Raw genomic sequence first — 26139 nt, forward strand, 5'->3', positions numbered from 1 at the left:
GCGGTCGACCTTCACGTGCACACCCCGGCCTCACGCGATGTCGACGTGCACACCTATGGCGCGAGCGAGCCCCGTCAGATCGTCGACGCGGCGATCGCCGCCGGGCTGCACGCGATCGCCGTCACCGACCACAACACCGCCGGCTGGTGCGACAGAATGGCCGAGGCCGCCCGCGACACGACGCTCGTGGTGCTGCCCGGCCTGGAGCTCAGCACGGCCGAAGGGCATCTCCTCGCTATCTGGGAAGAGGGCACCCCGGCGCAGCACATCGAGGACGTGCTCGTCGAACTCGGGGTGCTCCGCGCCGACCACGGCGACCTGCACAAGGCCCTGGACAAGGGCTTCACCGACACCGCGAAGGTCATCACCGCCCGGGGGGGCCTGGCAATCCCGGCGCACGCCGACCGGGAGAAGGGCCTGCTCCGCCTCGCCGTGACCGACCGCATCAACCAGACGCTGCTCGACGACGCCATCGGCGCGATCGAGATCGTCGACATCACCGAGGCCGAGAGGATCAAGGCCCGGCTCGACGGCCGGCGCGAGCTCGCGGTCGTCCGCAGTTCCGACACCACCGCACCCGGCGCCAGCACCCACGTCCTGCACGGCATCGGCCTCCGGCGGACCTGGATCAAGGCGTCGCGGCCGGACCTGTGCGGCCTGCGGCACGCGCTGGCGGATCCGGCCCTGCGTGTCCGCCTGGAAGAACCCATGGCGCCGGAGCACACGGTGATCGAGTCCGTGACCGTGACCGGCGGGTTCCTCGACGGTCAGCAGTTCCAGTTTTCATGCGACCTCAACTGCCTGCTCGGCGGGACCGGAGCGGGCAAGTCGCTGCTCATTGAGGTGGTCCGGTTCACTCTCGACCAGCAGACCGACGCCGGAGACTTCCCGCAGGTCCGCAAGGAGGTCGAGTCCCGGCTGAAGTACGCGCTCACCTCGGGCTCCACCGTCGAGGTCGTGCTCACCCGCGGCCACGCGCGGTGCCTCGTGCGCCGTGCGTACTTCGAGGACGGCTCCACCCAGCCTGAGTTCATCGGCGACACCGAGCAGCTGACCGGCCTGTCCGGTCGGATCGCGATCACCGGGTTCTCGCAGAGCGAGGTGATCGAGTACGCCCGGACGCCGGTCGGCCGGATGGCCCTTATCGACGCCGCCCTCGACCTGACCGAGTTCGAGATCCGCGAAACGGAAGCGGTCAGCAGGCTTAACGACAACGGCCGGCTCATCGGCTCGCTTGAAACCAAGATTTCGCAGGCCCGCGCGAGGTTGGAGACCCTTCCGGAGGTCGAGAAGCGGCTGGAGGAGCTGTCCGGCTTGTTCGACGGCGAGACCATCAAGATGCAGGCGAAGTGGAGTGCGGAGAAGGCCCTCTTTGAGCCCGTGGTCGGCATCCCCGAACTGAAGGTCACCGCCCGGACGGACAGCGGGGAGAAGTTCCGGGCATTGGCCGCCATCGCCGACAACCAGGACCTCTACCAGCGAGCGCAGGCGGCATACGCACAGTTGCGCGAGGCGGTCGAGGCAGCGAACGCGCAGTTGGCGCAGGTCCTGCTGGTGGTGAACAAGGAACTGGACGACATCCGGCAGGAGTGGCTCGAGCGGTACCGGCAGTTCGACCGTGAACTCGCCGAAGCGGTCAGCCGTATCGATGTTGATAACAAGGGTCTCGCCGCGCTGCGCACCCGGCTCGTCGAACTTCAGACGGAGAAGGCGAAACTCGACGTGCAGCAGACCCAGCTCAACGACGAGCTCGTGCCGAACCTGGCCACGGCTACGTCCTACCGGGAAGAGTTGATCGCCGAGCTCATCGAGGCGCGCAAGGCGCGGCGCCGGCGGCGTGAGGACCGGATCAAGGCGCTCAACAAGCTTATGGGCGGCATCGTCCGGATCAAGATGCTCTCCGAGAACGACGACTCGGCCTACCTGACCGAGCTGACGGCCATCGCCAAAGGATCGCGGCTGCGGGCGCCGGTCCTCCAGTTGATCTGCGAAGAGTCGACCCCGGTCAAGCTGGTCCGCTCGTTCCTTGCTGACGACGTCGACGGCGTGTGTGTCGCCACGGGCGCCGAGCGCAAGCACGTCGAGACCCTGTTCGAGCACGTGCGGGAGAAGGGCTCTATCGAGGACTTCCTGCGGATGCAGACCCTCGACCTGCACGACGGCCTCTCCGTCGAGTTCCGCAAACACGCCAACGATGGGTATGTGGCGATCGAGCGGCTCGCGCACGGCCAGAAGTGCACCGCCATCCTCATCATCGCCCTCGCCGATGGCAACGACCCCCTGATCATCGACCAGCCGGAGGACGCCCTTCACGCACCGTGGATCGAGGAATACCTCGTGGCGAAGCTTCGCGACCTGCGAGGCAGCCGGCAGTACATCTTCGCCACCCGCAGCCCTGGCCTCGTCGTCTCCGCCGACGCCGAAATGATCATCACCCTTACGTCGGACGCGACGAACGGTGTCGTCGAGGCAACCGGATCCCTCGAGCGCCACGACCTCAACACCCTGGCGCTATATCACCTGGAAGGTGGCCCGATTCCTTTCAAGCGTCGGACGGTCAAGCTGGGTTCATCGATGATGTGACTCAGGACCGCCGGCCGCCGGCACCCGGACAGCCGCAGCTGACGGACCGCACCGCGCTGTCGAGTGATGCGATGGACTCGGCCGTGCCGACGATGCTTCAGCACGTCCATTAAGGGGCGGTCGCACTGCTGGCGGTTCTCATCGGGAGGCGAGGGGTGCCCGATTCGCAGAACGAAGTTTCTCTGCGGCCTGCATCCGGCGGCCTTACCAGTCGTGCCTGCAATCGAGATCGAGTTCAGCACTGAGCGCGATCGTGACCCGTGCGGCGCCGCCTCGACCGCGGTACGAGCGCCTGGTCAGTGGGGAGGGTGCGCGTGACGCCTTGGCCGATTCCCGGGTGTCGTCCGGATCCGCCCCACGGCCAGACGCTGCCCAGTACCTCCGCGAGCGCGCGCAAGATTCCAGGCCGCTCGCCGGGTGTGGTGCCGCGCAGGCAGATCGCCACCAGGCAACACAGGCCAGCCATGACCCCGATCGCCGTCACTGCTGCCACTTCGCCAGCCGCCACTTCGTCTCCTTCACCAACCACGCCCCAACCCCCGCCGGCTGCCTGACCGAACGGGCTTACCACTCGATTACGCCACGCACAAAATTCCTTACAGACTCAAAGTTTGCGGGGTTGTAACGTGTAGCCGGTGCCCCGGGGACCAGTGGGTGGCGCTACCGCCGCTCTCATCGACGCTCTTGCCCGTCGTGGTGTGCGGGTGTCCCGCTACCAGATTGAGCGGTGGCGCACCAGCGGCGATCTACCCCGACCGGCTCGGCGTGGCCTCGGCCGCGGTCGAGGTGTCGCCTCCGAGGAACCCGATGAGTCAACCCTCAACCTGGCGATCGCGCTGGCAAAAGGGTCTAGACGTGGATCACGAAGGGTCGGTAACCATGCGATCGAACGGCTCGGCATGGGCCATCCCGTGGACGAGCATGACGTGCGCCGCGCCCTGAAGGCCGCGCTGGATGACCTTGCCCGCCGCACCCATGCAGACCTCGGCGACACCGACGAGGGATGGCAGGCACGCCACAGCATCGCGGAGCGGGCGGCCCCAGACCTCCAGGTGATCAGCTGGCAGGAGCTCATCGACGCCTTCGACGGTCAGGACGCTCCTGCAAGTCCATCACCCGACCAGCGGCGGGCAGCGGCTCAGGGTTTCCTGCACGCCTTGAGCCACGGTGACGAGGCGTTGGCCGACGACGTAATCGAGATTTTCGGTCTACTCGGAATGACTGACGCGCAGCGCGAGGAACTGCGGCGCGTACAGCGTGACGCCGAACTGCGGGGCGAGGATCCTCTTGGCAGCATCGCGGAGGCAGTGTCGCTCAAGACCCTGCGCCGGACCGCTGCTACAGCCGACATCGAGACGATCAGCCGCGCCGTCCAGGCCATCACGATCATCGCCGCCTACCAGACCATCGTCCTCCTCGTCGGAGCACTAGATCTCGCTGGGTCCCGTCCCGACCCGGGGCCCCTCAACCGCTTCGACAGCAAGATGATCCGGACGCTGCAGGCTGACCCGATGTGGCCAATAGCGAGCACGGTCATGCTCAGCCCGCGCCCACGGCCGCGCGTCCGACAACTCGTCACCCTCTCACTCGGAGTGCTTGCCGCCGGCGCCCTGCCGCTGTGGGAGGCATATCGTGACCGGCTGCTGCAGCTCGTCGGGAACGATCATGACGATGAGCTGCATTAGCCTTCGGGATAGTGCCTCCGAACAACGCACGGTAGAGTCAAGGAGTTCCTGAGCCCAGGGGCCGCCGAGGCCCGGGGCTCATTCTCTGCCGAAAGAGGTTCGACTCGTGAGTCTGCCCACCTTCGCCCCGCACCCAACGCCTGCCACACCGACGGCCACACTCACCCGTGCTCAGGCTGCAGGCCGGCTGGGTCTGCATCCTGGGGGTGTCGACAAGTTGGTCCGCGCTGGCATCTTCGAACTGCCGATCACCGGAGCCCTGGTTAACGAACTCGCCGCTCGTCAGCGCCTTCGAGTCACCGTGGGAGAACTCACCGTGCTCCGCACGGACGCTCGCGCTGATGCGTACCCCGGCGAAGACCGGCAGTTCATCGGCTTCCACGTCGACCACACTGACGACGAGCTCGAACAGACAAGCCTCCGCTGGTGGCGTTCGGACCCGGCTCGCATCCTCGACAACGTTCTCCTGGCCGTCACCGTGGCAACCATTCCAGTCGCGGTCTACCGCATCACCGGTCGAGTCGGTGAGAAGTACCGCGACGGTGAAGAGGCTCCGCGGCACCACTATGCCGGCCAGCTCATCGCGCGCGTTCACCCGGGAATGCGCCGGACGTACCCTCAGAGAACGCCGGCTCACCTTCGTGATTTGGCGAAGCAGATTATGAACAGCCGCGTCGCCGTTGCCAGCGGTGGCCCAATCGGCTACCTCTACGGATCAGAAGGTTAGGGGTTCGAGTCCCTTCGGGCGCGCTTATTTGACCAGGGAAGATAGCCGATTGGCTATCTTCCCTGTCGTCGTGTGAGTCACGTGTGAGTCACGGCTGTGGCACACGTTCTTGGGCTCGCACGGCATCGCTGAGCTGCTGATCTGTCTGGCGGCGCAGCGGGTTCGTCAGGTAGGCGCGCTGGAAGGAGCTCGAACTCCTGACCTCGGTTCGTAGTCGGATCTCATCTGATTGAGAGACGATTATGAACTTATGTGGAGGAAGGTCCGGTTGCTGGCTTGCTGGGCCGGTCGCGGACCCACGGCCAGCTCGGCTGCGGACTTCGCTGGTTGTTGAGGCTGGCTTCTGGGGTGGGTGCTGATGCGCACCTCGGATGGGCTGGGTCGGGTGTACCGGCGGTGTGGCTGCCGCGACGAAGAGACGGGTAAGCAGTTCGGCGGTCGCTGCGAGCGGCTGGCGGACCTCAGCCACGGTCGCTGGTACTTCTCGTTGCAGGTCCCCGCTGTTGACGGCGGTCGTGATCGGGTCCGTCGGGGCGGGTTCGCCACCTTGGCGGAGGCGGAACGGGCCTGCTGGGAACTGTCCCAGTTGCCGGGGCCGGAGGCGGTGGCGCGGACCTGGACGGTGCGGCGCTGGCTGCATTTCTGGCTGTCGGAGTTGGAGGGCCGGTTGAGGCCCACGACGGTGCTCAACTACCGCAGCGTCGTGGAGAAGTACCTGATCCCGCACCTGGGCTTCTATCGGTTGAGCAAGTTGCGTACGAAGACCGTTCAGCGGGCCATGGATGCGATCTGCCGTCAGGTCGTGCGCGGCGGCCGGCTGATCTCGCCGGGCAGCGTGAGCCGGATCCGGGCCGTGCTGCGCAGCGCGTTGTCGGAGGCGAGACGGCAGGGCATCGTCGGCCACAATCCCGCCCGGAATCTGCGGCTACCGAACGGGGCGCGCCCGCACGCTGTGGTCTGGGATGACGAGCACGAGGCGGTGTGGCGGGAGACCGGCGTGCGCCCGCGAGTGGCCGTGTGGGACCTGGACAACCTGGCGCGGTTCCTTGAGGCGGTGCGCGATGATCCGCTGTTCGTGCTGTGGTGGCTGGTGGCGCTGCGCGGCCCGCGCCGGGGCGAGATGGCGGGCCTGCGCTGGGAGGACATCAACCTGGCCGCAGGAGAGTTGACGATCAGGGAACAGGTCATCGTGATCGGCGGGCGGGAGCACCTCGGCCCGCCCAAGTCAGCGGCGGGGGTGCGGACACTGGCTCTCGACGAGGCGACCGTGAAGCTGTTGTGGGAGTTGTGGCATGAGCAGCGGCGCCGCCGTGGCGGTGTTGATCCGAAGGGACGGGTCTTCGTCCACGCGAACGGGCGCCCGGTAAGCCCGGACTGGCTGACCCGCCGGTTCGCGAAGCTGGTCAAGCAGCTGGGGCTGCCACCGGTGCGGTTGCATGACCTGCGGCACGCGGCCGCGGGGCTGGCCTCGGCGGCTGGGGTGGACCTGAAGATGATCCAGCACGACATGGGCCACGCCAGCCCGGTCACCACCGCCGAGACGTACATCTACGTGTTCAAGAAGATGGCCAAGGAAGCGGTGCGGGCGAGCGCAGAGCTGCTGCTGTCGCACGCGAAGATCCGCATGTCGCTGGAGGGAGCCTCGCAGGCCTGACTGTCCTGGCGATCGCTGTCACCGCACCCTGCGGTGGGGTGGGCAGGTGCGGCTGGGCGTCGCCGGAATCGGTCGGGCTGCCCGGGGAGGCAGGGACATGTTCCCGCCTCCCCGGGCAGCCCGTGACGAGATCGTCACCGGCTTTCGCGTGCCCGCCTACTCCGGCCCGTCGGCGTGACCTGGTCCCTTGTCTTGGACCGCCTTTGCGCTGCGCGGGTGTCGCCGGCTGGCTTCGTCTTCTCGGCGGTCGTCGGGCACCGCGTTGCGGCGTCGCGACATCCAGCGGGCCGCCGTATCTCGGCGCCGGGTTTGCCGGCGTTGAGGACGAGGCGGGCGGTGGCTTCGGCGGCTTTGTGCTGGGTGGCGGGCAGGCTGGTCGTGTAGGTGTCGGCGGTGATGCGGATGGTGGCGTGGCCGAGCTGGTGCTGGATGGTTTTGAGGTCGGCGCCGGCGGTGTGGGCGAGGGTGGCGGCGCCGTGCCGGAGGTCGTGCAGCCGGATCGGGGGTAGCCCGGCCCGGTCGACGAGGAGGCGGAGGCGTTGGGTGAGGTAGCCGGGGTGGACGGGTAGCCCGTCGGGGCTGGTGAACACGTAGCCGCTGTCGTGGCAGACCTTCCCTGCCCCGGTGCGCGCGGCTCGGTGTTGGCGTTGTCGTTCGGCGTGCTGGCGCAGGATTCGTACGGTGTGCCGGTCGAGGGCGATGGCGCGTCGGCTGGTCGCGGACTTGGGTGGGCCTTCGTGGACGTCGTAGCCGGCGGTGGTGCGTTGCCGCACGATCGACAGGTGGCGCGCGTGTAGGTCGATTTCGGTCCAGCGGAGGCCTGCGGCTTCGCCGCGGCGTAGGCCGCGTAGGGCGATCAGCCACCACAGGGCGAACAGGTTGTCGTCGCGGACGTAGTCGAGGAACGCGGCGAGCTGGGCCGGGGTCCATACCGCGACGGACGCCCGCTGACCGGTGGCTTCCCATTCGGCGACCCGGGCTTCGGTCCACAGCTGCGCGAGGGGACGTTCCTGGGCGGGCAGTTCGACCCGGCGGGCCGGGTTGTCTACGAGTAGGCCCTCGCGGACCGCGGCGTTGAGCGCGGCGCGTAGCGTGGTGTGGACGTGCTGCAGCGTGCAGGGCGTCTGGGGTTGGCCGGACCGGTTGCAGGTGGCGGCGATCTGCGTGAACGCCGCGTTGAGCTGCCGGGAGGTCAGGTCCCCTAGGACCAGATGCCCGATGTGCGGGATGATGAAACGCTCGACGTCGCGGGTGTAGTGCATCTTCGTCGTCGGCCGGATCCGGGTCCTCGTTGACAGCCAGTACCGCAACCACCTGTCGACCGTCCACGACCTGCCGGCCTGCTGCTCCCGCGACAGGACCAGGAACTCGTCACGGGCCCGCCGCGCGGCCGCCTCCGACGCGTACCCACCCCGGCGTACCCGCTCCGCCTGCCCGAGCAGATTCCTCGTGGAGCAGTGGAAGTACCAACTCCCGTGGTCACGCTCCGACAACCTCGGGCAACTCTTGCCCAGCGCACGCCTGGTGACCGGGTCCAGGCAGCCGCACCGCTTCACGATCGCACCGTGGCTTTTCATCGCTTTTCTCCCTTTGTCGATGGTGGCCATACCTTGACCCAGGGACAGTGGGGTGAAAGGCGCATTCCGGGCTGGCTCACGAATCTGGCCGATTGTGAGTGGTTCAGAGCGAAAAGAATCGGCGGTTCTGTTCGGGTCAGGGGACCGGACAGGTGGTCGCGTCTAGCGCACGACCGCTGCTTCATCTACCCGTACGCTGGAGATAAGTTTGAGCGATCACCTCAGAGTGCGACGAGGCGAATACAAAGGCCCGAGTTCGGCCCCGGAGGCAGGCCGAGAACCGTATTAATCCCGACGTTCTGACGGAGATCAGATAGGAGAGCGTCGGGGTTTACAAGACTGCCGACTTTCATCTCAGACTCCGGCCGCGAGTTCGCCACAACTTTGGCCCTATAAACCTGCACCTTGGCGAGGGAAGCAACAGCGCGCAGACACACTGCTCTCATGTAGAAGCGGACAAACTCACCCTCAGCCAGAGTGCTCGCAGCGTTCACCGGAACACGCTTGGTGTATGACCTACCGTTCCGCGAGGCGGTTTCGTGAGACACAAGAAGGCTTTCCGTTTCGACCGCGGAGCCGAGCGACTCGGGCGAACCCGACCAACATGCCTCCTCAAGAAGAACCGGCCACCGACGGGTGCCCAAAGAATTCAGACGAGGACTCAGATAGAGGGCTGCGCGTTGAATGTCACTGCGCACTTCATCCACCATCACGGTGCGCGTTTCATCATCCAAGTCCTCGAAGACCATAGCCATAACCTTCGCTCCCAACAGAAGAGACCGCCGAAAATGCCATAAACAGTATGCGTGAGACCAGATACGTAAAGTCCGATATAACCGCTCTGTCGGTATTCGTGGTATCCACACACAATTCTTCGGCCCCACTCACCCTTCGCACTTGTGTGATCACTCTGGGCTTTCTCGTGGGTGGGACTCCCACCGAAGTATTGATGAACCTTGCTAGCGGGCACGATACCTCGCCCGGAGTCCGGCGTTGTTGCAACGGGAGCAGTAGGTTTTCCGCTACGGTCAAGGACCGAGTCAACATCCTGCGGCACGACACGTCGACCGAAGAGCTGCGATGCCTGCTGCATGCGCGTAACGACTACCTGCGTTCAAGGCGACCACCCAAGGAGGGCGTGATGCGTCCCGTCTCGCTGACGGTTACAGGCTTTCGAAGCTTGGGGAAGGTAGGCCCAATCCCCGTACGTAACCCGACGATCTTGACGGGGCACAACGACAGCGGAAAGTCCGCAACTTTGGACGCCCTTGCGTTTCTGCTAGGTGCCTACCACCCCATTGACGAGGATCGGACGTACGAAGCCCGGCACGCCGAGCCTTCGGAAGCGGACGACTCGGGCACTGGCACTGACGGTTACGAGCCGGACATGAGGGTCCCAACAATCTCGGTAGAGGGAGAGTTCGAGCTCTCGGATCGAGAACAAGAAGATCTCGGCCTGGGACATCGCGTGCGAATTAGGAGGACGTACTCATCGGATCAGTCGACGAGAATCGAGTTACTTGCTGACGTTGCTGCGGATCCACGTCTACGCGATCTTGAGTCAAAGCCACTGACGGAACTAAAGGGCGTAGCGAGTGATATTGGGTTGGAGGTAGGAGGCGACACGCGCCGCAAGAGCACCTGGCTGGAAGCCCTAGAGAAATACGCGGCTACCAGTCCACGTGTGGAAGATTGGGCGCCCCTAAGCCAAGAGGCCAAAGGACGCCTCCCGCGCTTCCTTCGTTTTGGCGATGCGGATGCAGCCGAGACGGTCGTGAAGGCGGCGCTTACAAGCCGCTATAAGATCCACCTCCAAGATGACGACCTCAAACAGCAGGTCCACGACTTGGAGCAGGAGCTGAGCAGGCGTGTTCGGCAAGACGCCCAGGGCTTGATTCGACACATCCAGGAACGATGCACCGACCTTGTGCTTGTTGACATTGAACCTTCGGTCTCCTTTACGTCTGGACTCCGCTCGACAAAGTTGAAGCTAGCGCGAAGATCTGGCGAGGAGGTAAGCCTCAGCGCTGTCGGCGCCGGCCGGGCAAGGCGAATCAGCCTAGCGATCTGGGAGTGGACCAGCGAAATCCTGAAGAAGGATGCAACCGGTCACGCCAAGTCGGATGAGTTCCAGGATGTTGTCATCGCCTATGACGAGCCAGATACACACCTCGACTATTTGCAGCAGCGACGAGTCATGAAGCTGATCCGCGAGCAGTGCGATGTCCCGGGTGTGTCCATGATGATCGCCACCCACTCGATGAACCTCATTGATGGCGCGTCAATCGAGGATATTGTTCACCTAAATCTTGACGGTGAACGAACGGTGGCAGACACGCTTCTTCATGATCTCGACGACGCCGAAAATTCCAGGTTTCTTTCGGACATCGCCGCCGCTCTTGGATTGCGGAACACCGTCCTCCTGCATGAACGTTGCTTCGTCGGCGTGGAAGGGCCCACCGAGCAACACTCATTCCCACTGATGTTCAGATTGTCAACCGGCCGTTCAGTCCAGTCAGCTGGAATCGTAATCATCGGCTGCCACAATAATGAGGGCGCTCTGAAGTTCGTGGGTTATTTGGCGCGCACCGGAAGGCAAGTCCTTCTGGCAATCGATGCCGACAGCCAAAGGCTCCGCATCTTCAGTGACGCCAACCTCGCGAAGGAGGGGCTCACTATAGATCAGCATGTTCGGTTCATCGGCGGTCCGGACAAAGAGCTTGAGACAATCTTCTCGAATGAGCAGTGGGCACAACTAGCAAATGCAGTGTGGCCAAGGAACGATTCGACCAGATGGCTATCGACCCAAATAGAAGCCGCTCGAAATGGGAAGTTTAGCTCTGAACTCCTAGAGATGTTTAAGACGGGCAGCTCCTCTGGTCCGTCTTCTAAAACCGAGATGATGTACGAGATGGCACGTGGTTTGAAGAGCCCGGACGAGGTTCCTCAGGAGCTTCGAGATCTCTTTTCGCAGTTGGAGAAGCTTGCAAGCCTAGATGCCTAGTGCCCGTCGCGACAGCAGCCGCGCCTTCCGCTGTCGCGGCGTGGGGGGCTCCCAATTGTGCCAACTTTTCGAAGGGGTCCATCGCTGCCCATGCTCGCGTTGCGGAAAACCGCACCAGCGGCACGCATTCGGCAGAGGGGGCGTAGAGTGACGAACTTGATGGCGGGTGGGCGTCACGGCAGCTCCTCCCCTCGACCTGCTGATGTCCACGGTCGCACGTGGGTACGACGTTTTCCAGAATTCGATCTCTCTGTGCCTGCTCACCGGCCTCCTAAAGCAGGCTAAACCCGACGAGAGGTGCACGGCAGTCGTTTGGCTGCGCTCGCGCTCCTCTTAGCCGGACGCGCGAGTCCAGCCGAGGCAGTCGTGGGCGGAGAAGGCTACGACTCTTCTAGAGTTGCGCTTGGTGGTTTGACCTTGGAGATGCCATCGGCTTCGCGGCGACGCCACCAAGACTTCCTGAGCGGCCAGGACGCTCGTCACTGACCCTCCCGCACATTGCGCCTGGGATCCTGGCGTCGCCATGGTTCTGTTGACACGGGAGCGATGTAGGCGACAGCTGGCCCTGCGGGCCAGCTACGGGAGAGCCTCCCATCTGGCCGCAGGATTGGCCACATGTAGTAGGCGTGCCTTCCCTGTGGCCGGTCGCGTGGGCCCAGATGGCGAAGGACTCGCCGACGCGGTCCGCCGTTCGCAGCGTGGTCGGTAAGCGTGCGTCGAGCTGCGTCCGATTCCCGTTCATCTTCGTCAGTGCGAGGAGTTCTTCGGCGAGCTTTTCAGAGCTGGATTCGGTGTCGACTAACTTGATCTTTAACCTGCGGCGGCGGGTTGGTGGCCCCGGCCGATCACGGAAACAGCCCTTGGCCGATGATCTTCTTGTCTAGGGAAGAACATCAATAACCAAGGGCTGTTCTGGTGACCGCACACGGTTACCCGCTGGCGATGACCGAGAGCGGTACCGCGTAGGTCTCGGACAGGTAGAGCTGTGTGCCGGCGAGGAGATCTCGCTGGCCGTCGCTGACGCTGCTTTTCTGTAGCCCTGGCTGGACGATGGTTATCTCGAAGTCGGGGTCGAGGTCGCGCAGGCGCCGTGCGATGGCTGCCAACTGTTCGAGGCTGCCGCGTTCGAAGCGGGTGCGGTGGCGTTGGCGGGCCAGGCTTTCGCGGTGGATCATGTGTTGGATGAGGCGAGTTCGGTCGCCCTTCCAGTGCACGCTGCGTTGGGCTTGGCCGCAGACTTCGTAGAGGTCGCCCACGCGGACGCCTGGTCGGCCGTCGTGGGCGTACTTGCAGTGGAACAGGCGGACGACGAGCCGTTCGTCGGCGACGCGGAGGGCGATGATGTCGGCTGCCTCGTTGGTGTCGTCGTCATCGAAGATGATGTCGTACGGCTGGGCCATCAGGTGCTCGATGACGCGTCGTTGGATGGAGTCGGGTCGGCGTTCGGCTCGCTGGGACTCCTTGGTCAGATCGATACCGGTCCAGTCCCAGGCGTCGATCCGGCTGTCGTCGAACGGGCGCTCCACGGTGGGGGCGGAGATGAGCAGGTCTCGGACGAGTTGCGCACCGTCGTGGAACCGGATCATCGGCGGCTCTTCGTCGAGCCAGGCTGCGAGCGGGATGAAGGTTCGGCCGTGGCGGACGGCGACGGCAGGACCCGACAGCTGGGTGAATGCGGCGCCGCGGTCGCTGAGGACGACTTCGAAGCGGGACTCGTGCTCGTCTGTAAACACGCGAAAGCGCAGGGGGCCGTCGGCAGAGCGGTCGACGATGTCGATGCCGATGTCCAGGAAGGTCGTGGTGTGTTCGCCGAACCGGAAGATGAGGGTGTCCTCGTTGCGGATCCAGACGTTGGCGCTCCACTCGATGGCCAGCGGAACTAGCCCTTCCGGTCTGGTCGTGATCGGCTCGACCCGCATGGTGGTGCGGAGGAACGCCGCCGGGTCGATGGACGCGTCGACCAACTTGCGGCCGACGTGTCGGCACCAGGCGACCCACTCGGAGATGTCCTCGGCGATCCGGTAGGACCACATGCGGCCTTTGTAGGAGCCTCCGGCGCTCGCGCGGTCACCGTCGGCGAACCCGAACCCGAACAGGTTGGAGGTCATCTTGTTGTGGAAGTTCTGCTCAGTCAGCCCTTCGTGGACGTTGCCGCCGGCGTACATGGTGTAGCGCACGGAGCGGCCCAGAGCGTGTCGCAGCCCGAGGTTGGCGATGATCAGCCGGTTGATTCCGTGCAGGATCCGGAACACCTGCATGCCTTGGACGAGTTCGACACCCTCTCCTCCCACAGCTTCGGCCAAGTCGCGGTGGTACCGGCGGGTGTCGGAACTGTGCACGAACAGCAGACCGTTCTGGCGGTCGAAGAACATGATGACGAGGTCGTGGACGACGTCCTGCAGCGTGCCAATCTCGCCCCATCTCACCGGCTCACGCTCACGCAGGACGGCGACGGCAACATTCTCGGCCGCATTGATCGACGAGAAGTGCAACCGGTCCGCGCCGATCGCATCGACGAGCCGCCGCGGGTGCCAGGTACCAGCGGGGACGCGGTACGCCACCGCGCTTACCCGCGGTTGGATGTTCTGCATGGCGATGTTGCCGAGCGCGTCGTCGAAGCCGTCGAGGAACTCGGCCCGGCGCAGGTGCCGGCCGACGGCCCCGTCGGTGAGGTCTCGAAGGAGCACGTTCCAGTCGGCGTCCTGGGAGTACAACTCCTCTAACGCCTGACTGATCTTCGGGTCGGCGGTGTTCGCAACGACGGTTGCCGGACCGATGCCTTCGGCGGTGCGGGTAAACCGCCCGATGAACTGCAGCGTCACGCCGAGACCCCGGTGGGCATCGTGCAGCGCGGCGACCTTCAGCGCCGGTAGGTCGTATCCCTCACCGAGCATGTCCACGCAGACGACGATCCGGGCTGACCGTGACGCGACAGCATCCAGCGCTGCCTTCCGGTCACGGGCTCCCATCCGGCCGTGCACGACCACCACAGGTTGGTCAGTGACTCGCCGGTACACCTCGACGAGCATCTCGGCCCGAGCGATGGTCGCAGCCCGGGCCATCACCACATGGTCGAAATCATCGGCGAGGTCACGCCGAAGCTGGTCGACAGCCGCTTCCGCGATCTTCGCATCGGCCTCGGCCCGGTCGTAGTCGAAGACGTGCCGGAGCCGGATCGTTTGGAAGTAGCCATCCTGCTGGGCCTTGCGCAGCGGATACCGGTATACGACCCGGCCCGGCACCAGCTTGTTGTCCCCCCGGAACGGTGTCGCGGTGAACTGCGCCACGCGTCGGGCGGGAAACGCCTCGCGGAAGTCGGACCAGGTCCGGGCCGGGACGTGATGGGCCTCGTCGATGAACAGGTGGCTGACCTCGGTTGCCAGCTTCTCGCGTACCTCATCCGGGCTCTTCACGATCGCGGCCATAGTGGTCAGCAGCACGTGGCAGCCGGCTAGCAGAGTATCGGCCTCAGCAAGGTCAACGATGCGACCCTGCAGCAGGGCTACCGTCGGCAGGGCAATGTCCGCTGGGACCACGCCGACCTCGGGCAGCACCCCGAGCGTGACGAACTTGCGGAAGATCTGTCCGCGCAACGATCGTGTCGGCACGACGACCAGCAGCGGCGCGGTTCTTTCCGCGATCAGTGACGCGATCATCGTGTCGGTCTTACCGGTGCCTGTCGGCAGGACCACCGTAGCCGTCTCGTCCGAGACGCTCCAGTGCGCCAGGAGTCCGTGTAGCGCCCCCAGCTGCGCACCGCGCAGTCCACGCCGCTCACCAGTAGCGTCGCGGAATCGGAACTGATCGCGCCAAGACTCAAGAACCTTGTCCCTGACTGCCGTCAGATCCGCAGCGGTTGGCTGCGGCGATGCCCCAGTGGCCCAGCGCAAATCATCGCGCGACAAGGACGCGCCGTCCGCGACCTCGCGCAGAGGCACCCGGCTGACGAGCACGCGCTCACTGGCCGCCGGCGCTTGTTCGGCACGGTTGACGATGACGAGACCGGAATCGAGACGGAGCAGCCGGTCCGCGCGACCGACCGAGACCGACTCCGCCTCGCCAGCCAGCGAGAAGCCGGGGCGATGGAGGCGCCGGACAAGATGCTTACCCACCATTGTGACCAGCGCCCACTCGTCGGGAACGTCGACCTGCACATGCACGCTGGATCTTCCGGCGATCTTCATTTCAGCGGTATGCCGCTTGGGTTCGGCCGGCGTCGCCGGCCCCATGGCTCGGTTCGCCATGCTCAATCCTTCCAGGTCCGCACACGGCACCCCAGAAAGGACTCACCCTCCCCGGTCCGCTCGCACAAACCGGGGCACAGTGGTATCGTCGCCGACCTACCGCCAAGTAGAACGCCGACCCGGATGAGGTGCCCGACCCGGCACCTTGCCGGGTCGTCGTGTTTCAGCAGTAGAGCACGCAGCGTAGTCGTATCTCAAGCAGGTCATCACCCAAGATCCTGGTTCGCGGGGCACCCGCTGGCCTGCATCTTGTGGAAGGACTTGTGCGTAGAGCGGTGGATAACTCAGCGTGGCCGTTACGCATGGTATGCGACTGTGTCTCTGGCCAGGGACTTTGCTGGACAGATGTTCGATCCTTCGGATGTGGATAGATAGCCGCATCCTGTGGATAACTTGCCACAGTGGACCCTGAGCCTGGACTAAAACGTGATCTGCGCCATAGCGACTGTCGGCGTGTCGGGGTCGGCGATCCGCCGGTGAAGGGCCCGACGCCGGCGGTGTTGATAGCTGCGGCTGCGACGCCGGGAAGAGGATCTATGCCGAAAGCGAGCATGGCCCCGTCAAGTTCGCCGAGGCCGTCGACCAACTGCTCGGCTACACAATCTGGCGGGATACCCGAGTCGCCCTCATCTTGTTCATGCATGACCGGGTGGACACGACCGCCGCGATCGATAGCGCCTGCCTGGCCGAGCCTGCTGCTGCCTCAAATCGGCGTGAAACCAAGTCCGGCCAGGAGTCGCCGGCAGCAGCATCCCGAGCTACCTGCCGCTGCTCGCCGAACGCTGCGCCCGTCGGCGTGCTGGCCGACCCCCTCGGCTGCCGGGCACGATGGGCGGGTGAAGGTGGAACTGCTGGTGGTTGAGGATTGCCCGAATGAAGGACTGGCCGCCGCCGTGGTGCGTCGCGCGCTCGACGAGGTGGGCCTGTCGACGGTGCGGATCGCCGTCCGGGTGGTAACCAGCGAGGCTGACGCCGAGCAACTCGGTTTCGTCGGCTCACCCAGCGTTCTCATCGATGGTCGGGATCCATTCGCCGAAGCCCATCACCGTCCGGCGTTGGCGTGCCGGCTCTACCGCGACGACACCGGCGTTTCGGGTGTTCCGCCGATCCGGCGCCTGCGCCAGGCGCTCAGACAGGCCGCCGAACCGCCGGGCAGTGAGCTCCCGGGGCTGACCGGCGGGCTGCAGCTACTCGACGGGCACGGTCGTGACAGAAGTTGCGCGGAGCCAGCCTTGCAGGTAGGTCACCGGACCGGTCAGGTCGTGCCGCCGGCCCGGTAGCCGATGTGACTATCGGGGCGGACGAGATACGGGCCGCCGGCACTGGGGGTGAGGCCGAGCCGCCGCCGCACGTAGGACGTGAGTGGGCGATCCATGGCTGCTCGGTGGCTGCTCGGACGTCGGGGAACTGGCACGGACGTACCGGGACTCAGCCGGATTTCACGGCTATCCCGTGACCTCCTCACCGATCGATGGCTGCGGATGTTGGCCACGCGCAGCGCCTGGACCAGCCAGAACCTAGCCGGACGTGGGCGGACTGGGGAGGTTGTGACCGGATCGGGTTTGGCATAGAGTGCTATTTGGATGATTGGGCTCGACGGGATCGGACTACGGATCAGAAGGTTCGGCCGGAGGGCCGTTGGCGCGTCTCGCCGCATGCGCCGACCTTGCGCGCCCCCGCCGCCGCAGGAACGCCCATGGTAGCGCTCGGAACTTGCTCGGTGAGTCATGGGCAGGCTCGGGTAGCTCTGGTCAGTGTCGGGCAGCGGTGGGTACCAGGCGTTGCCAGGCGATGATCGCATGCTCGGTGTGTGCTCCACTGGTCGGAGCAGCGGCGGCTGCCAGCGGTGAGCACGGGTGGGCACTCCTGGGAACTCATGGCTATCGGCTGGCAGGTAAGCTGGGCCATCGCGCCCTCGTAGCTCAGGGGATAGAGCATCGGTTTCCTAAACCGTGTGTCGCAGGTTCGAATCCTGCCGGGGGCACCTCGAAGATCAGCGAAAACGCTACCTGAGCTGGCAATATGCGTGGCGCTCGATTGGTTGACATGTGCAGCCGTAGGTCACTGGAAGCGACCGTTTGTCGTAGGTCGCGGAATACGCGCGGAATAATCTTGGAGTCGTCTGACGGGTCAGCCGGGTGGCCAGGGCAAGATCCGGAATGGCGACCATCTTACGGGCCAAGCCATGCCGGTCAGCACGTCGTCGATCCGGCCGTTGACGGTGGCCTCTTCCCCATCGATGCACTTGGCGTAGACCTTGAGCAGGACGTCGACGGAGTGGCCGGCCCGCTCGGCGACCTCGGTTGCCGGAACGCCAGCGTTGAGCCACAGCGAAACTGCAGCGTGCCGCAGGTCGTACGGCCGTCCGGCTAGCGGGGAGTCGACCAGACGCGGAGTCAGCGCCAACCGCCGTGCCTCCTCCCAGACGCGGGAGTAGGTCGAGGCGGCAACGACGTTGCCCCGCTCGCTGCGGAACATGCGGCGCCGTGGAGTGCGGCATCAACCGGCTCAAGCGGAACCGCGCCGTGGCCACCCGCTTCGATAAGCTGGCCGTGCGCTACGAAGCCACCATCCACCTCGCGGCCATCAACGAGTGGCTGTAGCCGACTTCGACATAGGCCCTAGTCACGGTGCGACGGTCGGACCCGGCGGGCACGGGCGGCGGACCATAGGACGTTGAAGCGGTGGAGCAGCTCCCGGAGGTCGCGGTCCAGTAGCGACATCTCATTGAGCGCCGCCACGACCCGCGGCGTCGTACGACGTCCGGTCGCCGGCCGACGCGGCTCCTCGTCCGTCAGGAGGTGTGGCGCAACACGGCGTCCACGACGGCCGGCCACGTCACCCGCGGCACGCCCTGGCTGATGCCGGGCAGTGTGAGCAGCGTGGCGCCCGGAATCTCCGCGGCCAGGGCCACCCCATTCCGGTGCGGGAAGAACGGATCCTCGTCCCCGTGCACCACCAGGGTCGGCGCGGTGATCTCGCCGAGTCGCTCGCGCCACCGCGGCTGGCAGTCGATGGCCGCGAACATGCTGCCGAGGTGGCTCGCACGCTGCGCCTTCGCCGTCCGTCCTGCTCGGTCGAACACCGACCCGGCAGCCGCCTGTACGTCCTGCTCGTCGAATCCTCGCGACCCGGACACCAGCCGCGCGGAACCGGTCATGTATTCGACCACGCTGGCGCGATCGGTCCAGTCCGGCTTCGGACGCCCGAACATCTGTTCCATCATCTCCGGCGCGTGGTCTGGCAGGTCGGGATCGACCGGACCGGGCGCGACCGGACGGGCGGATACCAGGGTCAGCGACGCAACTTGGTCGGGATGGTCAAGCGCGAGCAGTTGCGCGATGAAACCTCCGACGCCCATCCCGACCACGTGCGTACGCCCCAGATCCAGCGCCACCAACAGCTCGGACGCATCGGTCACCAGGTCGCGCAGGTCGTAGGTGGGCGCGTCCGGGTCGACGAACGTCGACTGGCCGGCGTCGCGCAGGTCGTAGCGCACCACATACCGCTCGGCCAGCGCCGTGCACAGCTCATCCGGCCAGCTCAGCATGGTGACGCCGACCAGTAGCACCGGCGGATCCGCCGGGTCCCCGAAGGTTTCCACGCACAACTCGACACCGTTGACCTTGATCCGCATCTCCGCTCCTTCTGATTCACAAGCTGGTACAAGACAGCGCCAGAAAACTATCGCGATGGCCCGTAGTAGACGGACCACCTTCCGCCGCAGAACTCATCGGTCGGCAACCCAGGTAGGTGCCTCGACGAGGCACACGCGACGCCGCGATGTTCATGGTCGGCGGTCCTCCGCGTGCCCCAAACCAGGGCCGATCATGGTCTGCAGCGGTCAACGACAAGCCGCATCGGCGTCGCTGTCCGGGCCCTCATCGCGATACCAGCCAACCGAGCGGTGCACCGCCCGCCGGGACACCCCGAACCGCTCAGCCACCCCGGTCACCGGCACCCGGCCTGAACCTCCAACACAGCCCGGTACCGCTGCTCTGTCATGGTCACAACTCCACCAGCACTCGGCGGAGTGTCACGCATCAAGTGAAGCCACCGTGTAACGCATCAAGCGGAGTACGACAGCCGGCTGCCGGCGAGGTCGGGTCTCAGGACCTGCGTGACAGATCAGTCTCGGGACGTGGGTGACACGTCCGGCTAGATGACCTTTTGACGTTGCGTATTTCTTGAGGCCCGTCTGATCCCTGGCCCTGACGGTTCGCCCGTGAAGGACCGGGATTCCGTGGTGGGTCAGATCCGTGGGGCGGGTGCCTCGGGTGCGCGGCCGCGGGCGCGCCAAGCGTCCGAGCCGGCGACTCCGGCCAATACGGCAGCGGCGGCGCCACCGGCGGCCAGGGGTGGCAGGTGCCAGGTGGCCGGGATCAGGAGGCCCAGGGCGAGCAGGCCGGCCAGCCGCGATCGGGAGATTCGGCTGAAGGCCTGCAGTTCGAGGAGTGACCGACCGGCCAAGAACAGCGCGGGCCCGCCGAGGATGGCGATGAGCCAGTTCGGTTCCGGCCGGCCGAGCGGCTGCATGATGTACAGCTCGAAGCTGACACCGGCCAGGAAGACACCGGCGATCATGAGCAGGTGAGTCCCGGCTACCGCCACGGACTGCCGGAGCGGGTTCCGAGCACCCGTGATGGCCAGCGGCAGGGTCGCGCCGGCCCGGTAGAAATAGACCCGCCAGAGCAGCACGATGGCGACGAACGCAAGCCCGAACCCGGCCACATGCGGGGTGCCTAAGTCACTGGCGCTGAGCCCCTTGCCAGCCACGAAGATCGCCTCACCTAACGTGATCAAATAGAACTGCTGCAACCGCTCGGCCACGTGCTCACCCGCGATTGGTACGCCAGCGAATCGCTCAAAAGCGGCCGTGCCCCTGACGTAGCCGATGGCCAGCGCGAGGGCCCAGAGCACGGCGCGGAGACCCTGGTCGGGCACCAGCGCGCCCACGATCCACAGCACCGCGCTCACGGCAATCGCCACGGGGTCCGTTTGACGGCGGACGATCAGGAGGAGCAGCAGGCGGCTTATCCGGACCGCCGTATATGCGCCGGCGAAGACGAGAGCCCGCTGCTCGAACCCCTGCGGTACCACGACGGCCATCACCACGGCGCCGGCCATCGACATGAACACGAGAATCTGGACCAGCAGCAGATCCGGACGTCGTCGGCTGGTCAAGGCGACCGTCGACAGCCACAGGACCCAGAGCGCCAGGAACAGCAACAGGTCGGGGCAGCCTCACCGATCAGGAGCTCGTGCCCGGTGCTGAAGTCGTCGACCAGCCGCAAGCTGACCTGATTGAGCGCGAACACGAAGACAAGATCGAAGAGCAGCTCCAGGAAGCTCGCCCGCATCCAGCCGGCTCCCTCGCGTACGAGCCGCTCGCCGCCCGGCTCATCCATCCGTCATCAGCCCGACGCAGAGTCCCAACATAGTCATGGCGCTTCCTCTCGTATCACTCCATCCAAACGAGCCAGGAACGATGAAGCCGCTCGCCACGGCAGAGCACCTAGCGCGATCTTGGGAAGCGACAGTCGACGGAGTTTCGCCCACCAACTGAAGCCGCGGGTTCGGATTAGCTGGTCGACCTTGGCCAAGCGTCGGCCGGTGCTACGGAGGGCGGAGTGTCACCCAGGTGCTGATACCGATATGCCACGCAGGTCCTGAGATCGGACAGCCGGCTGCCGGCGAGGTTGTTCAAAGTTTCTGTACGTCTTCAAGGCGGCCCTTGACGGGCCGCACGCGCCGCCGCCTGGGCGCGCGTCCGTCGCTTCGCTGGCGCTCCGACTCCGGCCACGCAACACGCCCGGCGGCTGGCGCGGAGAGCGCAAAGCCTGGGGCCGCCGCAGACGGTAGCGCCGAGAGTGGTTGAGGTTCGTGGGCCGGCAGCCGGCCGGGCGCGTCGGCCGTCGCACCGCCGCGACGTAGGGCGAGTCACCGCCGGCCGTGGTGGGGATGCGGCGCGGAGGATGTGGGGCCGCCCCTCCGACCTCAAGGGCGCTTCGCGTCGCTGCGCGACGCCCTGCGGGCCGCCCTTGACCTCGGAGCCTCTGCGACCCCTCGGGCCGGCGTTGCCGGCAGGCGGGGGCCTGCCCTTGAAGCTCGCGCCGCATCCCCACCACGGCCTCAGCGTTCGTGCCGGAATACGTCAACTCGCGAGTCAATCCAGGCTTGACGTGCAAATGCTCAGACTAATTGACGGTACCTCTCGGGACTACCCAGTCGGCGGGTTGGCCTGTTGTCGCCGTTATACGGTCAAAGTCCGAATCGTAATGCAAGAGGGTCAAGCTATGCCTCTCGGCCACGGCGGCTATGATCAGATCAGGAACCTTGGGTCCCCGATGCTGAGCGTTTTTCGTAAGCAGGTGTTGCACCTCTAGCGCTCTTTGCCAGTCGGTCTCTTCGGTGTCAACATACGAGAAGATGGCCGAACGTTGAGCGCGTAGTTTGTTATGCTCCTCGGCGTTACGGGAGGAATATAGCGCTTCAACTTCAAGTGCGCCGCAAGTGGCAACTAAACCAGCATCCACCAAAGGGCGGAGTCTAGCGCTGACGGAATCATACTTGAGGCGATTCCACGCACTGTTGTCTACCAGGTACTGAGGAGTTATCGCCACGCCGCCGCCCGCGCCTCTTCTAGTTCTTTGGGATCCCGTGCGCTCATATCCGCGAAGAACTGCTCTACTAGTTTGCGCCTTACCACTTCCCGTAGCGCAGCATTTACTGTGTCCCGGTTGGACTTCGTGCCAAGAAGTTTCTGAGCCTCTTCAAGAGTTGGCTCTTCTACGCCCTCGACTGTCTTCGTCATGTCAAGTCACCCCCTAGGTCAGCGTTTGGTGCTATTTGAGTGGTGCACCTACGACAAAGCCCGCCTCGCAGTACGAAGTTTGATACCCGAATGACAAGTGGTGAGAGCGACGACGAATAACGCCGGCAGCGGTCGCAGGTGTTGTCTTCGATCAGGGGAAGCCGCCACCCCTTGACTATGGACGCTTGGAGGTAGGCGAAGCATTCATCGCATAAGAACTTGGATGTACCGAGCAGAACAGTCCACGTCTGGATTGGCCGAGCCCTCAAATGATCGCACCGCTCGTCCTTTTCGAGGATTTCCTCAATCAATCCTTCGGCCCATTGCTGCTGCTGTTCCGTGTTCTCAATGGAGATCCGGCTCTTTGGTAGAACCTCTTCAAGCTTAGCCTTCGTCCGACTACTCGCCTGCCGAATCGCCTCGGCCGCAGACCTGCCCTCTTGTTCGGTGTAATGCGCATCAAGAAGAGGTTGGACGTTGGCATCATGGGCGGGGCAGTTGCGTCGGTGTGGGATGAAGCCCTCAGAGAAGTTTCCACTTCCAAGTGTCGTGGTGGAGCCCAGACCCAGAGCCGCACCACATTGATCGCACTCGCCCGTCAGCGATGCTTCCCGCCGGAGCCGTAGAGCGTACTCAAGTTCCGGGGGCGAATCTGTAGGAATCACTGGGAGAATGAAGGCTACGTCGCCCAATACCCACATCTCATCGCGTCCTGAAGGCGCTACAGAGACTAGCCGTGGCTCCTCCCCGGCTGCGTAAGCACGTGCGAATGCCGCCTTGGCCTCGGCTGCGCCCACTTCTGGTCCCCCTCTGGCTCCACCCTCTAATGACTTAGTGTCGCATGGTCTTGAGGGCGAGCCCAGACTACGACTTGGCCTCTTCTTGCGGCTGGGCTTCAGCCCGATGATGGCCAGTGATCCACGATCTGCACGCCCGACAGCCGCCCCTGAGGGGCGGTCTATGCCCGACCGAGCGCGGTGCAGCGGTGTTCGCTGGCTCGCCCCCGACCGCTGCCGGAGGTTGAGTGGTCGGGTATCCGACGCGGCAGGGGGCTCGGGGTAGAGGACAGGCGGGTCGACTGACAGTGTGTGCCGATGGGTTTCATGAACAAGCTGTTCCGGAAGACCGAGCGGCTGGACGAGGCGAGCCAGAAAGCCGCGCAGCGCGCTACGCCGGTTGATGCCGTACCGAGCCAGGCGGTAGTGCACGACGGCCTGCCGGACAGTTGGTATGTGCCGCAGGGCGGCAACCCTAATCGGTTCGTTGGTGGGAACGGTCTACCTACGCTGCGCCTGATCTCGTACCGGGACACCGGCGGCGAGCATGTCTTGCGGCTCTGCGAGGACGGTACCGGCCTTCTCGTCGGGCCGACGGATCGCCGGCTGCCTCGCGCCGGCATCTATGTTTCCCAGCTACGCGGCGAAGCTCACCACGAGGCCGAGTGTCGGGCGGGTAACTTTTACCCCGGCGAGCCGGTGCGGCTCGTCCGCGAGCCGGAGAACCCCTACGACCGAAACGCGGTGGCGGTGTACGACGCCACGGGAAAGTACATGGCCGCGTACGTCAACAAGCAAAAGGCCCGCACGCTGGCGAAGCTGATTGACTCGGGTGCCGAGATTGAGGCCATCTCGATCCGGGGTACACGTTCCGGCGTCGGGTGTGATCAAGTGGCCATTTTGGCGGCGAGTCCCGATGTGCTGCGCCACGTGCTGAGCCCACGTCCGGCGGGCGCGCCCCGGCCCGCCCACGAGAGGTGACCCAACAAGATCAGGAATATACACGGAATGATCAGACGCCTCGCCGACGAGTAGCCGGGCGTAGGCCCTGATAGGACGAGTGGCGCCGTAGCAGTAGCTCCACCATTCCTAAGAACTCCTAACAGAATGATCTACGCGGACGTGTAGATCTGTCCTTCGTGGACGATCAACTACAGTGATCGGCCGTGAGGCGAGGTGAGCAGCCGCCGTGATTGTCTCGGACGACCTGTGGGCCGAGATCGAGCCGTTGCTGCCGCCCCGTCCGCCGCGCAGGCACCGGTTCCCGGGCCGTAAGCCGCTGGATGACCGCAAGGTGTTGTGCGGGATCTTGTTCGTGCTCTACACGGGGATCCCGTGGGAGTATCTGCCCCAGGAGCTCGGGCTCGGGTTGGGGATGACCTGCTGGCGTCGGCTACGGGACTGGAACGACGCCGGCGTGTGGCAGCGACTGCACGAGGTCCTGCTGGGCAAGCTCCGTGCCGCCGGTCAACTGGACATGTCCCGGGCGGTGATCGACGGCTCCCACATCCGGGCGCTCAAAGGGGGCCCAAAACCGGCCCGAGCCCGGTCGACCGCCGCAAACCAGGCTCGAAACACCACGTCATCACCGACGCGGGCGGCATCCCCCTCGCCGCGACCCTGACCGGCGGCAACCGCCACGACGTCACCCAACTACTGCCCCTGATCGACAAGGTTCCCCGGATCAAGGGCATCCGCGGTCGACCCCGGCAGCGACCCGAGCGGATCTACGCCGACCGGGGTTACGACTACGACATCTACCGCCGCCAGCTCCGCGACAGGGGCATCACCCCGGTCATCGCCCGACGCGGCGTCGCCCACGGCTCCGGCCTCGGCACCCGACGATGGGTAGTCGAGCAGACCATCGCCCTGCTGCACTGGTTCCGCCGGCTACGCACCCGCTGGGAGATCCGCGACGACATCCACGAAGCCTTCCTCACCCTCGCCTGCGCCATCATCTGCTGGAGACGGCTCCAACGCTCAAAGAGTTAGGAGTTCTAAACCGTGTGTCGCAGGTTCGAATCCTGCCGGGGGCACCAGGTCAAACCGTGATCACCGATCAACTGTTCCGCCTTCCGGGGCTTGCGTGCCCGATCGCCTCGCCACCTTCGCCCTGCTCGCGTCCAGGTGCTGGGCGACCTCCTACTGGTGGTGTTCGTCGCCCTTCCGAGGCAGCGCGAGTGTGATCCGACAACTGATGTGCGACGCAGCTCCGCCCAGTGATGCGCGACAGATCCAGCAAGCCAGGGGCGACCGGATGGCCGCCGAGGCAACGCCCTGTCATGCCGATGAGTGGGCTGGCCGGTGCACGTGCGCCCCTGTCAGACGTCGGGGTCGCTGTCGTGAAGTGAGCGATGATTTGCTGGGTCTCGTCGTGGATCCGCCGCGCCGTCGACCAGGAGTTCAACCAGACGGAGTGACCTGGGAACACACGCCGAACCACTGCTCGGCGCCGTACTTTTCGAACCGCTCCACCTCGGTGAACCCCAGCTTCGCCGCAAGGCGCATCGAACTGTCATTGGCGGTCTGGGTGCAGAGCACCACCGGCTCGCCGGGAAGCGCGTCGGCGAACCAGGCGAGCGCCGCCGCGCACGCCTCGGCGGCGTACCCGTATCCCCATGCCTCCGGCAGGAACAGGTAGCCGAGATCGACCTCCCCCGACTCCGGACGGACTCGACCCGGAGGACCTACTGTGCGCCGCTCGAGCGTGACCATGCCGATCATCGCTCCGTCGAGATCGACCACAAAAAGGCCAGGGCGCCGCCCGGGCACCTCAGCCATCTCGCGCTCGAGTTCGTCACGCGGCCGAGGGCCACCGAGATAGGTGCCCACCTCTGGCGAGGCCAACAGCTCGATGAACGCCGCACGGTCCCGGGCCTCGGACTCACGGAGCACGAGCCGCTCGGTCCTGATCGGGGCAGACGGCCAAACGACGGCACCCAGCTCTGCCATGCGCGCAGATTAACCGATGGTCAAGCCACCGGAAGCGGGAGGAGCTTCTCGCCGGTGGGGCCGGTTTCAGCTCTCTGGCCCGAGCTCTCCGTCCTAAACGCACTGTCATTCGGCGCTTCTAGG

Annotated in this window: 17 protein-coding genes, 1 tRNA gene and 1 pseudogene; 10 read left to right on the forward strand and 9 right to left on the reverse strand. The window is 65.2% G+C overall.

What is annotated here, in order from left to right; translation table 11 throughout:
• Window positions 1-15 precede the first annotated feature (15 nt).
• The 4 genes from JNW89_RS00625 to JNW89_RS00640 all read left to right on the forward strand — a co-directional run bounded on the left by JNW89_RS00625 (window position 16) and on the right by JNW89_RS00640 (window position 6649).
• Window positions 16-2583 (forward strand): Nuclease sbcCD subunit C, encoded by a 2568-nt coding sequence (locus JNW89_RS00625; protein ID WP_238447167.1) that lies wholly within the window; start codon window positions 16-18, stop codon window positions 2581-2583.
• 704 nt (window positions 2584-3287) lie between these two features.
• Window positions 3288-4268, forward strand: a complete 981-nt coding sequence (locus JNW89_RS00630; protein ID WP_238447168.1) for a hypothetical protein — start codon at window positions 3288-3290, stop codon at window positions 4266-4268.
• 106 nt (window positions 4269-4374) lie between these two features.
• Window positions 4375-4995 carry a hypothetical protein gene (locus JNW89_RS00635; RefSeq protein ID WP_238447169.1) on the forward strand — a complete coding sequence of 207 codons (621 nt, stop codon included), beginning with the start codon at window positions 4375-4377 and terminating at the stop codon, window positions 4993-4995.
• A gap of 358 nt (window positions 4996-5353) precedes the next feature.
• Window positions 5354-6649: a site-specific integrase gene (locus tag JNW89_RS00640; RefSeq protein ID WP_238447190.1), complete on the forward strand. Its 1296-nt coding sequence runs from the start codon at window positions 5354-5356 to the stop codon at window positions 6647-6649.
• Window positions 6650-6783: 134 nt separating this feature from the next.
• Here JNW89_RS00640 and JNW89_RS00645 read toward each other — a convergent pair whose 3' ends face one another.
• Together JNW89_RS00645 and JNW89_RS00650 are read right to left on the reverse strand one after the other, a co-directional pair.
• Window positions 6784-8226 (reverse strand): tyrosine-type recombinase/integrase, encoded by a 1443-nt coding sequence (locus JNW89_RS00645; protein ID WP_238447170.1) that lies wholly within the window; start codon window positions 8224-8226, stop codon window positions 6784-6786.
• Window positions 8227-8447: 221 nt separating this feature from the next.
• Entirely contained in the window at window positions 8448-8975 is a 528-nt protein-coding gene (locus JNW89_RS00650) for a hypothetical protein (RefSeq protein WP_238447171.1), read from the reverse strand.
• 392 nt (window positions 8976-9367) lie between these two features.
• Between JNW89_RS00650 and JNW89_RS00655 the strand changes: the two genes are divergently transcribed.
• Window positions 9368-11230: a TOPRIM nucleotidyl transferase/hydrolase domain-containing protein gene (locus tag JNW89_RS00655; RefSeq protein WP_238447172.1), complete on the forward strand. Its 1863-nt coding sequence runs from the start codon at window positions 9368-9370 to the stop codon at window positions 11228-11230.
• 929 nt (window positions 11231-12159) lie between these two features.
• On the opposite strand, the gene JNW89_RS00660 is transcribed toward JNW89_RS00655, so the two are convergent.
• The gene (locus tag JNW89_RS00660) at window positions 12160-15474 is read right to left on the reverse strand and encodes a DEAD/DEAH box helicase (RefSeq protein ID WP_238447173.1); all 3315 of its coding nucleotides are present in this window, start codon (window positions 15472-15474) and stop codon (window positions 12160-12162) included.
• Between the two features lie 836 nt (window positions 15475-16310).
• On the opposite strand from JNW89_RS00660, the gene JNW89_RS00665 reads away from it, so the two are divergent.
• The gene (locus JNW89_RS00665) at window positions 16311-16754 is read left to right on the forward strand and encodes a hypothetical protein (RefSeq protein ID WP_238447174.1); all 444 of its coding nucleotides are present in this window, start codon (window positions 16311-16313) and stop codon (window positions 16752-16754) included.
• A 631-nt stretch (window positions 16755-17385) separates the two neighbouring features.
• Window positions 17386-17458: transfer RNA gene (locus tag JNW89_RS00670), tRNA-Arg, on the forward strand.
• Window positions 17459-17604: 146 nt separating this feature from the next.
• On the opposite strand, the gene JNW89_RS00675 is transcribed toward JNW89_RS00670, so the two are convergent.
• Entirely contained in the window at window positions 17605-17952 is a 348-nt protein-coding gene (locus tag JNW89_RS00675) for an integrase (RefSeq protein ID WP_238447175.1), read from the reverse strand.
• Between the two features lie 5 nt (window positions 17953-17957).
• Here JNW89_RS00675 and JNW89_RS00680 point away from each other — a divergent pair.
• A pseudogene (locus tag JNW89_RS00680) lies at window positions 17958-18077 on the forward strand (IS5/IS1182 family transposase); the annotation flags it as partial.
• A gap of 191 nt (window positions 18078-18268) precedes the next feature.
• On the opposite strand, the gene JNW89_RS00685 reads toward JNW89_RS00680, so the two are convergent.
• From JNW89_RS00685 to JNW89_RS38425, 4 genes are all read right to left on the reverse strand, one after another.
• The gene (locus JNW89_RS00685; protein ID WP_238447176.1) at window positions 18269-19111 is read right to left on the reverse strand and encodes an alpha/beta fold hydrolase; all 843 of its coding nucleotides are present in this window, start codon (window positions 19109-19111) and stop codon (window positions 18269-18271) included.
• A gap of 614 nt (window positions 19112-19725) precedes the next feature.
• The gene (locus JNW89_RS00690; RefSeq protein WP_255540218.1) at window positions 19726-20703 is read right to left on the reverse strand and encodes a low temperature requirement protein A; all 978 of its coding nucleotides are present in this window, start codon (window positions 20701-20703) and stop codon (window positions 19726-19728) included.
• Window positions 20655-20882 carry a low temperature requirement protein A gene (locus JNW89_RS36375; RefSeq protein ID WP_255540219.1) on the reverse strand — a complete coding sequence of 76 codons (228 nt, stop codon included), beginning with the start codon at window positions 20880-20882 and terminating at the stop codon, window positions 20655-20657. The genes JNW89_RS00690 and JNW89_RS36375 overlap by 49 nt, the downstream gene beginning before the upstream one ends.
• A gap of 789 nt (window positions 20883-21671) precedes the next feature.
• Window positions 21672-22097, reverse strand: coding sequence for a PIN domain nuclease (locus tag JNW89_RS38425; RefSeq protein ID WP_375155022.1), 426 nt, complete (start codon window positions 22095-22097; stop codon window positions 21672-21674).
• 1294 nt (window positions 22098-23391) lie between these two features.
• Here JNW89_RS38425 and JNW89_RS00695 point away from each other — a divergent pair.
• Window positions 23392-24045, forward strand: coding sequence for an HIRAN domain-containing protein (locus tag JNW89_RS00695; protein WP_238447177.1), 654 nt, complete (start codon window positions 23392-23394; stop codon window positions 24043-24045).
• Between the two features lie 208 nt (window positions 24046-24253).
• A protein-coding gene (locus JNW89_RS00700) for an IS5 family transposase (RefSeq protein ID WP_238447178.1) occupies window positions 24254-25056 on the forward strand; the annotation gives its coding sequence in 2 pieces (ribosomal slippage) (window positions 24254-24584 and window positions 24584-25056; 804 coding nt in all).
• 411 nt (window positions 25057-25467) lie between these two features.
• On the opposite strand, the gene JNW89_RS00705 is transcribed toward JNW89_RS00700, so the two are convergent.
• Window positions 25468-26016 (reverse strand): GNAT family N-acetyltransferase, encoded by a 549-nt coding sequence (locus JNW89_RS00705; RefSeq protein ID WP_238447179.1) that lies wholly within the window; start codon window positions 26014-26016, stop codon window positions 25468-25470.
• Window positions 26017-26139 lie beyond the last annotated feature (123 nt).

The organism is Micromonospora sp. 4G55, from assembly GCF_016803375.1.

What these genes read in the sequence shown, in the direction of transcription:
- JNW89_RS36375 (WP_255540219.1), bottom strand. Translation starts at nt 20,882, where the DNA reads ATGGATGAGCCGGGCGGCGAGCGGCTCGTACGCGAGGGAGCCGGCTGG.
- JNW89_RS00685 (WP_238447176.1), bottom strand. Translation starts at nt 19,111, where the DNA reads ATGCGGATCAAGGTCAACGGTGTCGAGTTGTGCGTGGAAACCTTCGGG.
- JNW89_RS00655 (WP_238447172.1), top strand. Translation starts at nt 9,368, where the DNA reads ATGCGTCCCGTCTCGCTGACGGTTACAGGCTTTCGAAGCTTGGGGAAG.
- JNW89_RS00695 (WP_238447177.1), top strand. Translation starts at nt 23,392, where the DNA reads ATGAACAAGCTGTTCCGGAAGACCGAGCGGCTGGACGAGGCGAGCCAG.
- JNW89_RS00650 (WP_238447171.1), bottom strand. Translation starts at nt 8,975, where the DNA reads ATGGTCTTCGAGGACTTGGATGATGAAACGCGCACCGTGATGGTGGAT.
- JNW89_RS00640 (WP_238447190.1), top strand. Translation starts at nt 5,354, where the DNA reads ATGCGCACCTCGGATGGGCTGGGTCGGGTGTACCGGCGGTGTGGCTGC.
- JNW89_RS00675 (WP_238447175.1), bottom strand. Translation starts at nt 17,952, where the DNA reads ATGTTCCGCAGCGAGCGGGGCAACGTCGTTGCCGCCTCGACCTACTCC.
- JNW89_RS00660 (WP_238447173.1), bottom strand. Translation starts at nt 15,474, where the DNA reads ATGGCGAACCGAGCCATGGGGCCGGCGACGCCGGCCGAACCCAAGCGG.
- JNW89_RS00645 (WP_238447170.1), bottom strand. Translation starts at nt 8,226, where the DNA reads ATGAAAAGCCACGGTGCGATCGTGAAGCGGTGCGGCTGCCTGGACCCG.
- JNW89_RS00705 (WP_238447179.1), bottom strand. Translation starts at nt 26,016, where the DNA reads ATGGCAGAGCTGGGTGCCGTCGTTTGGCCGTCTGCCCCGATCAGGACC.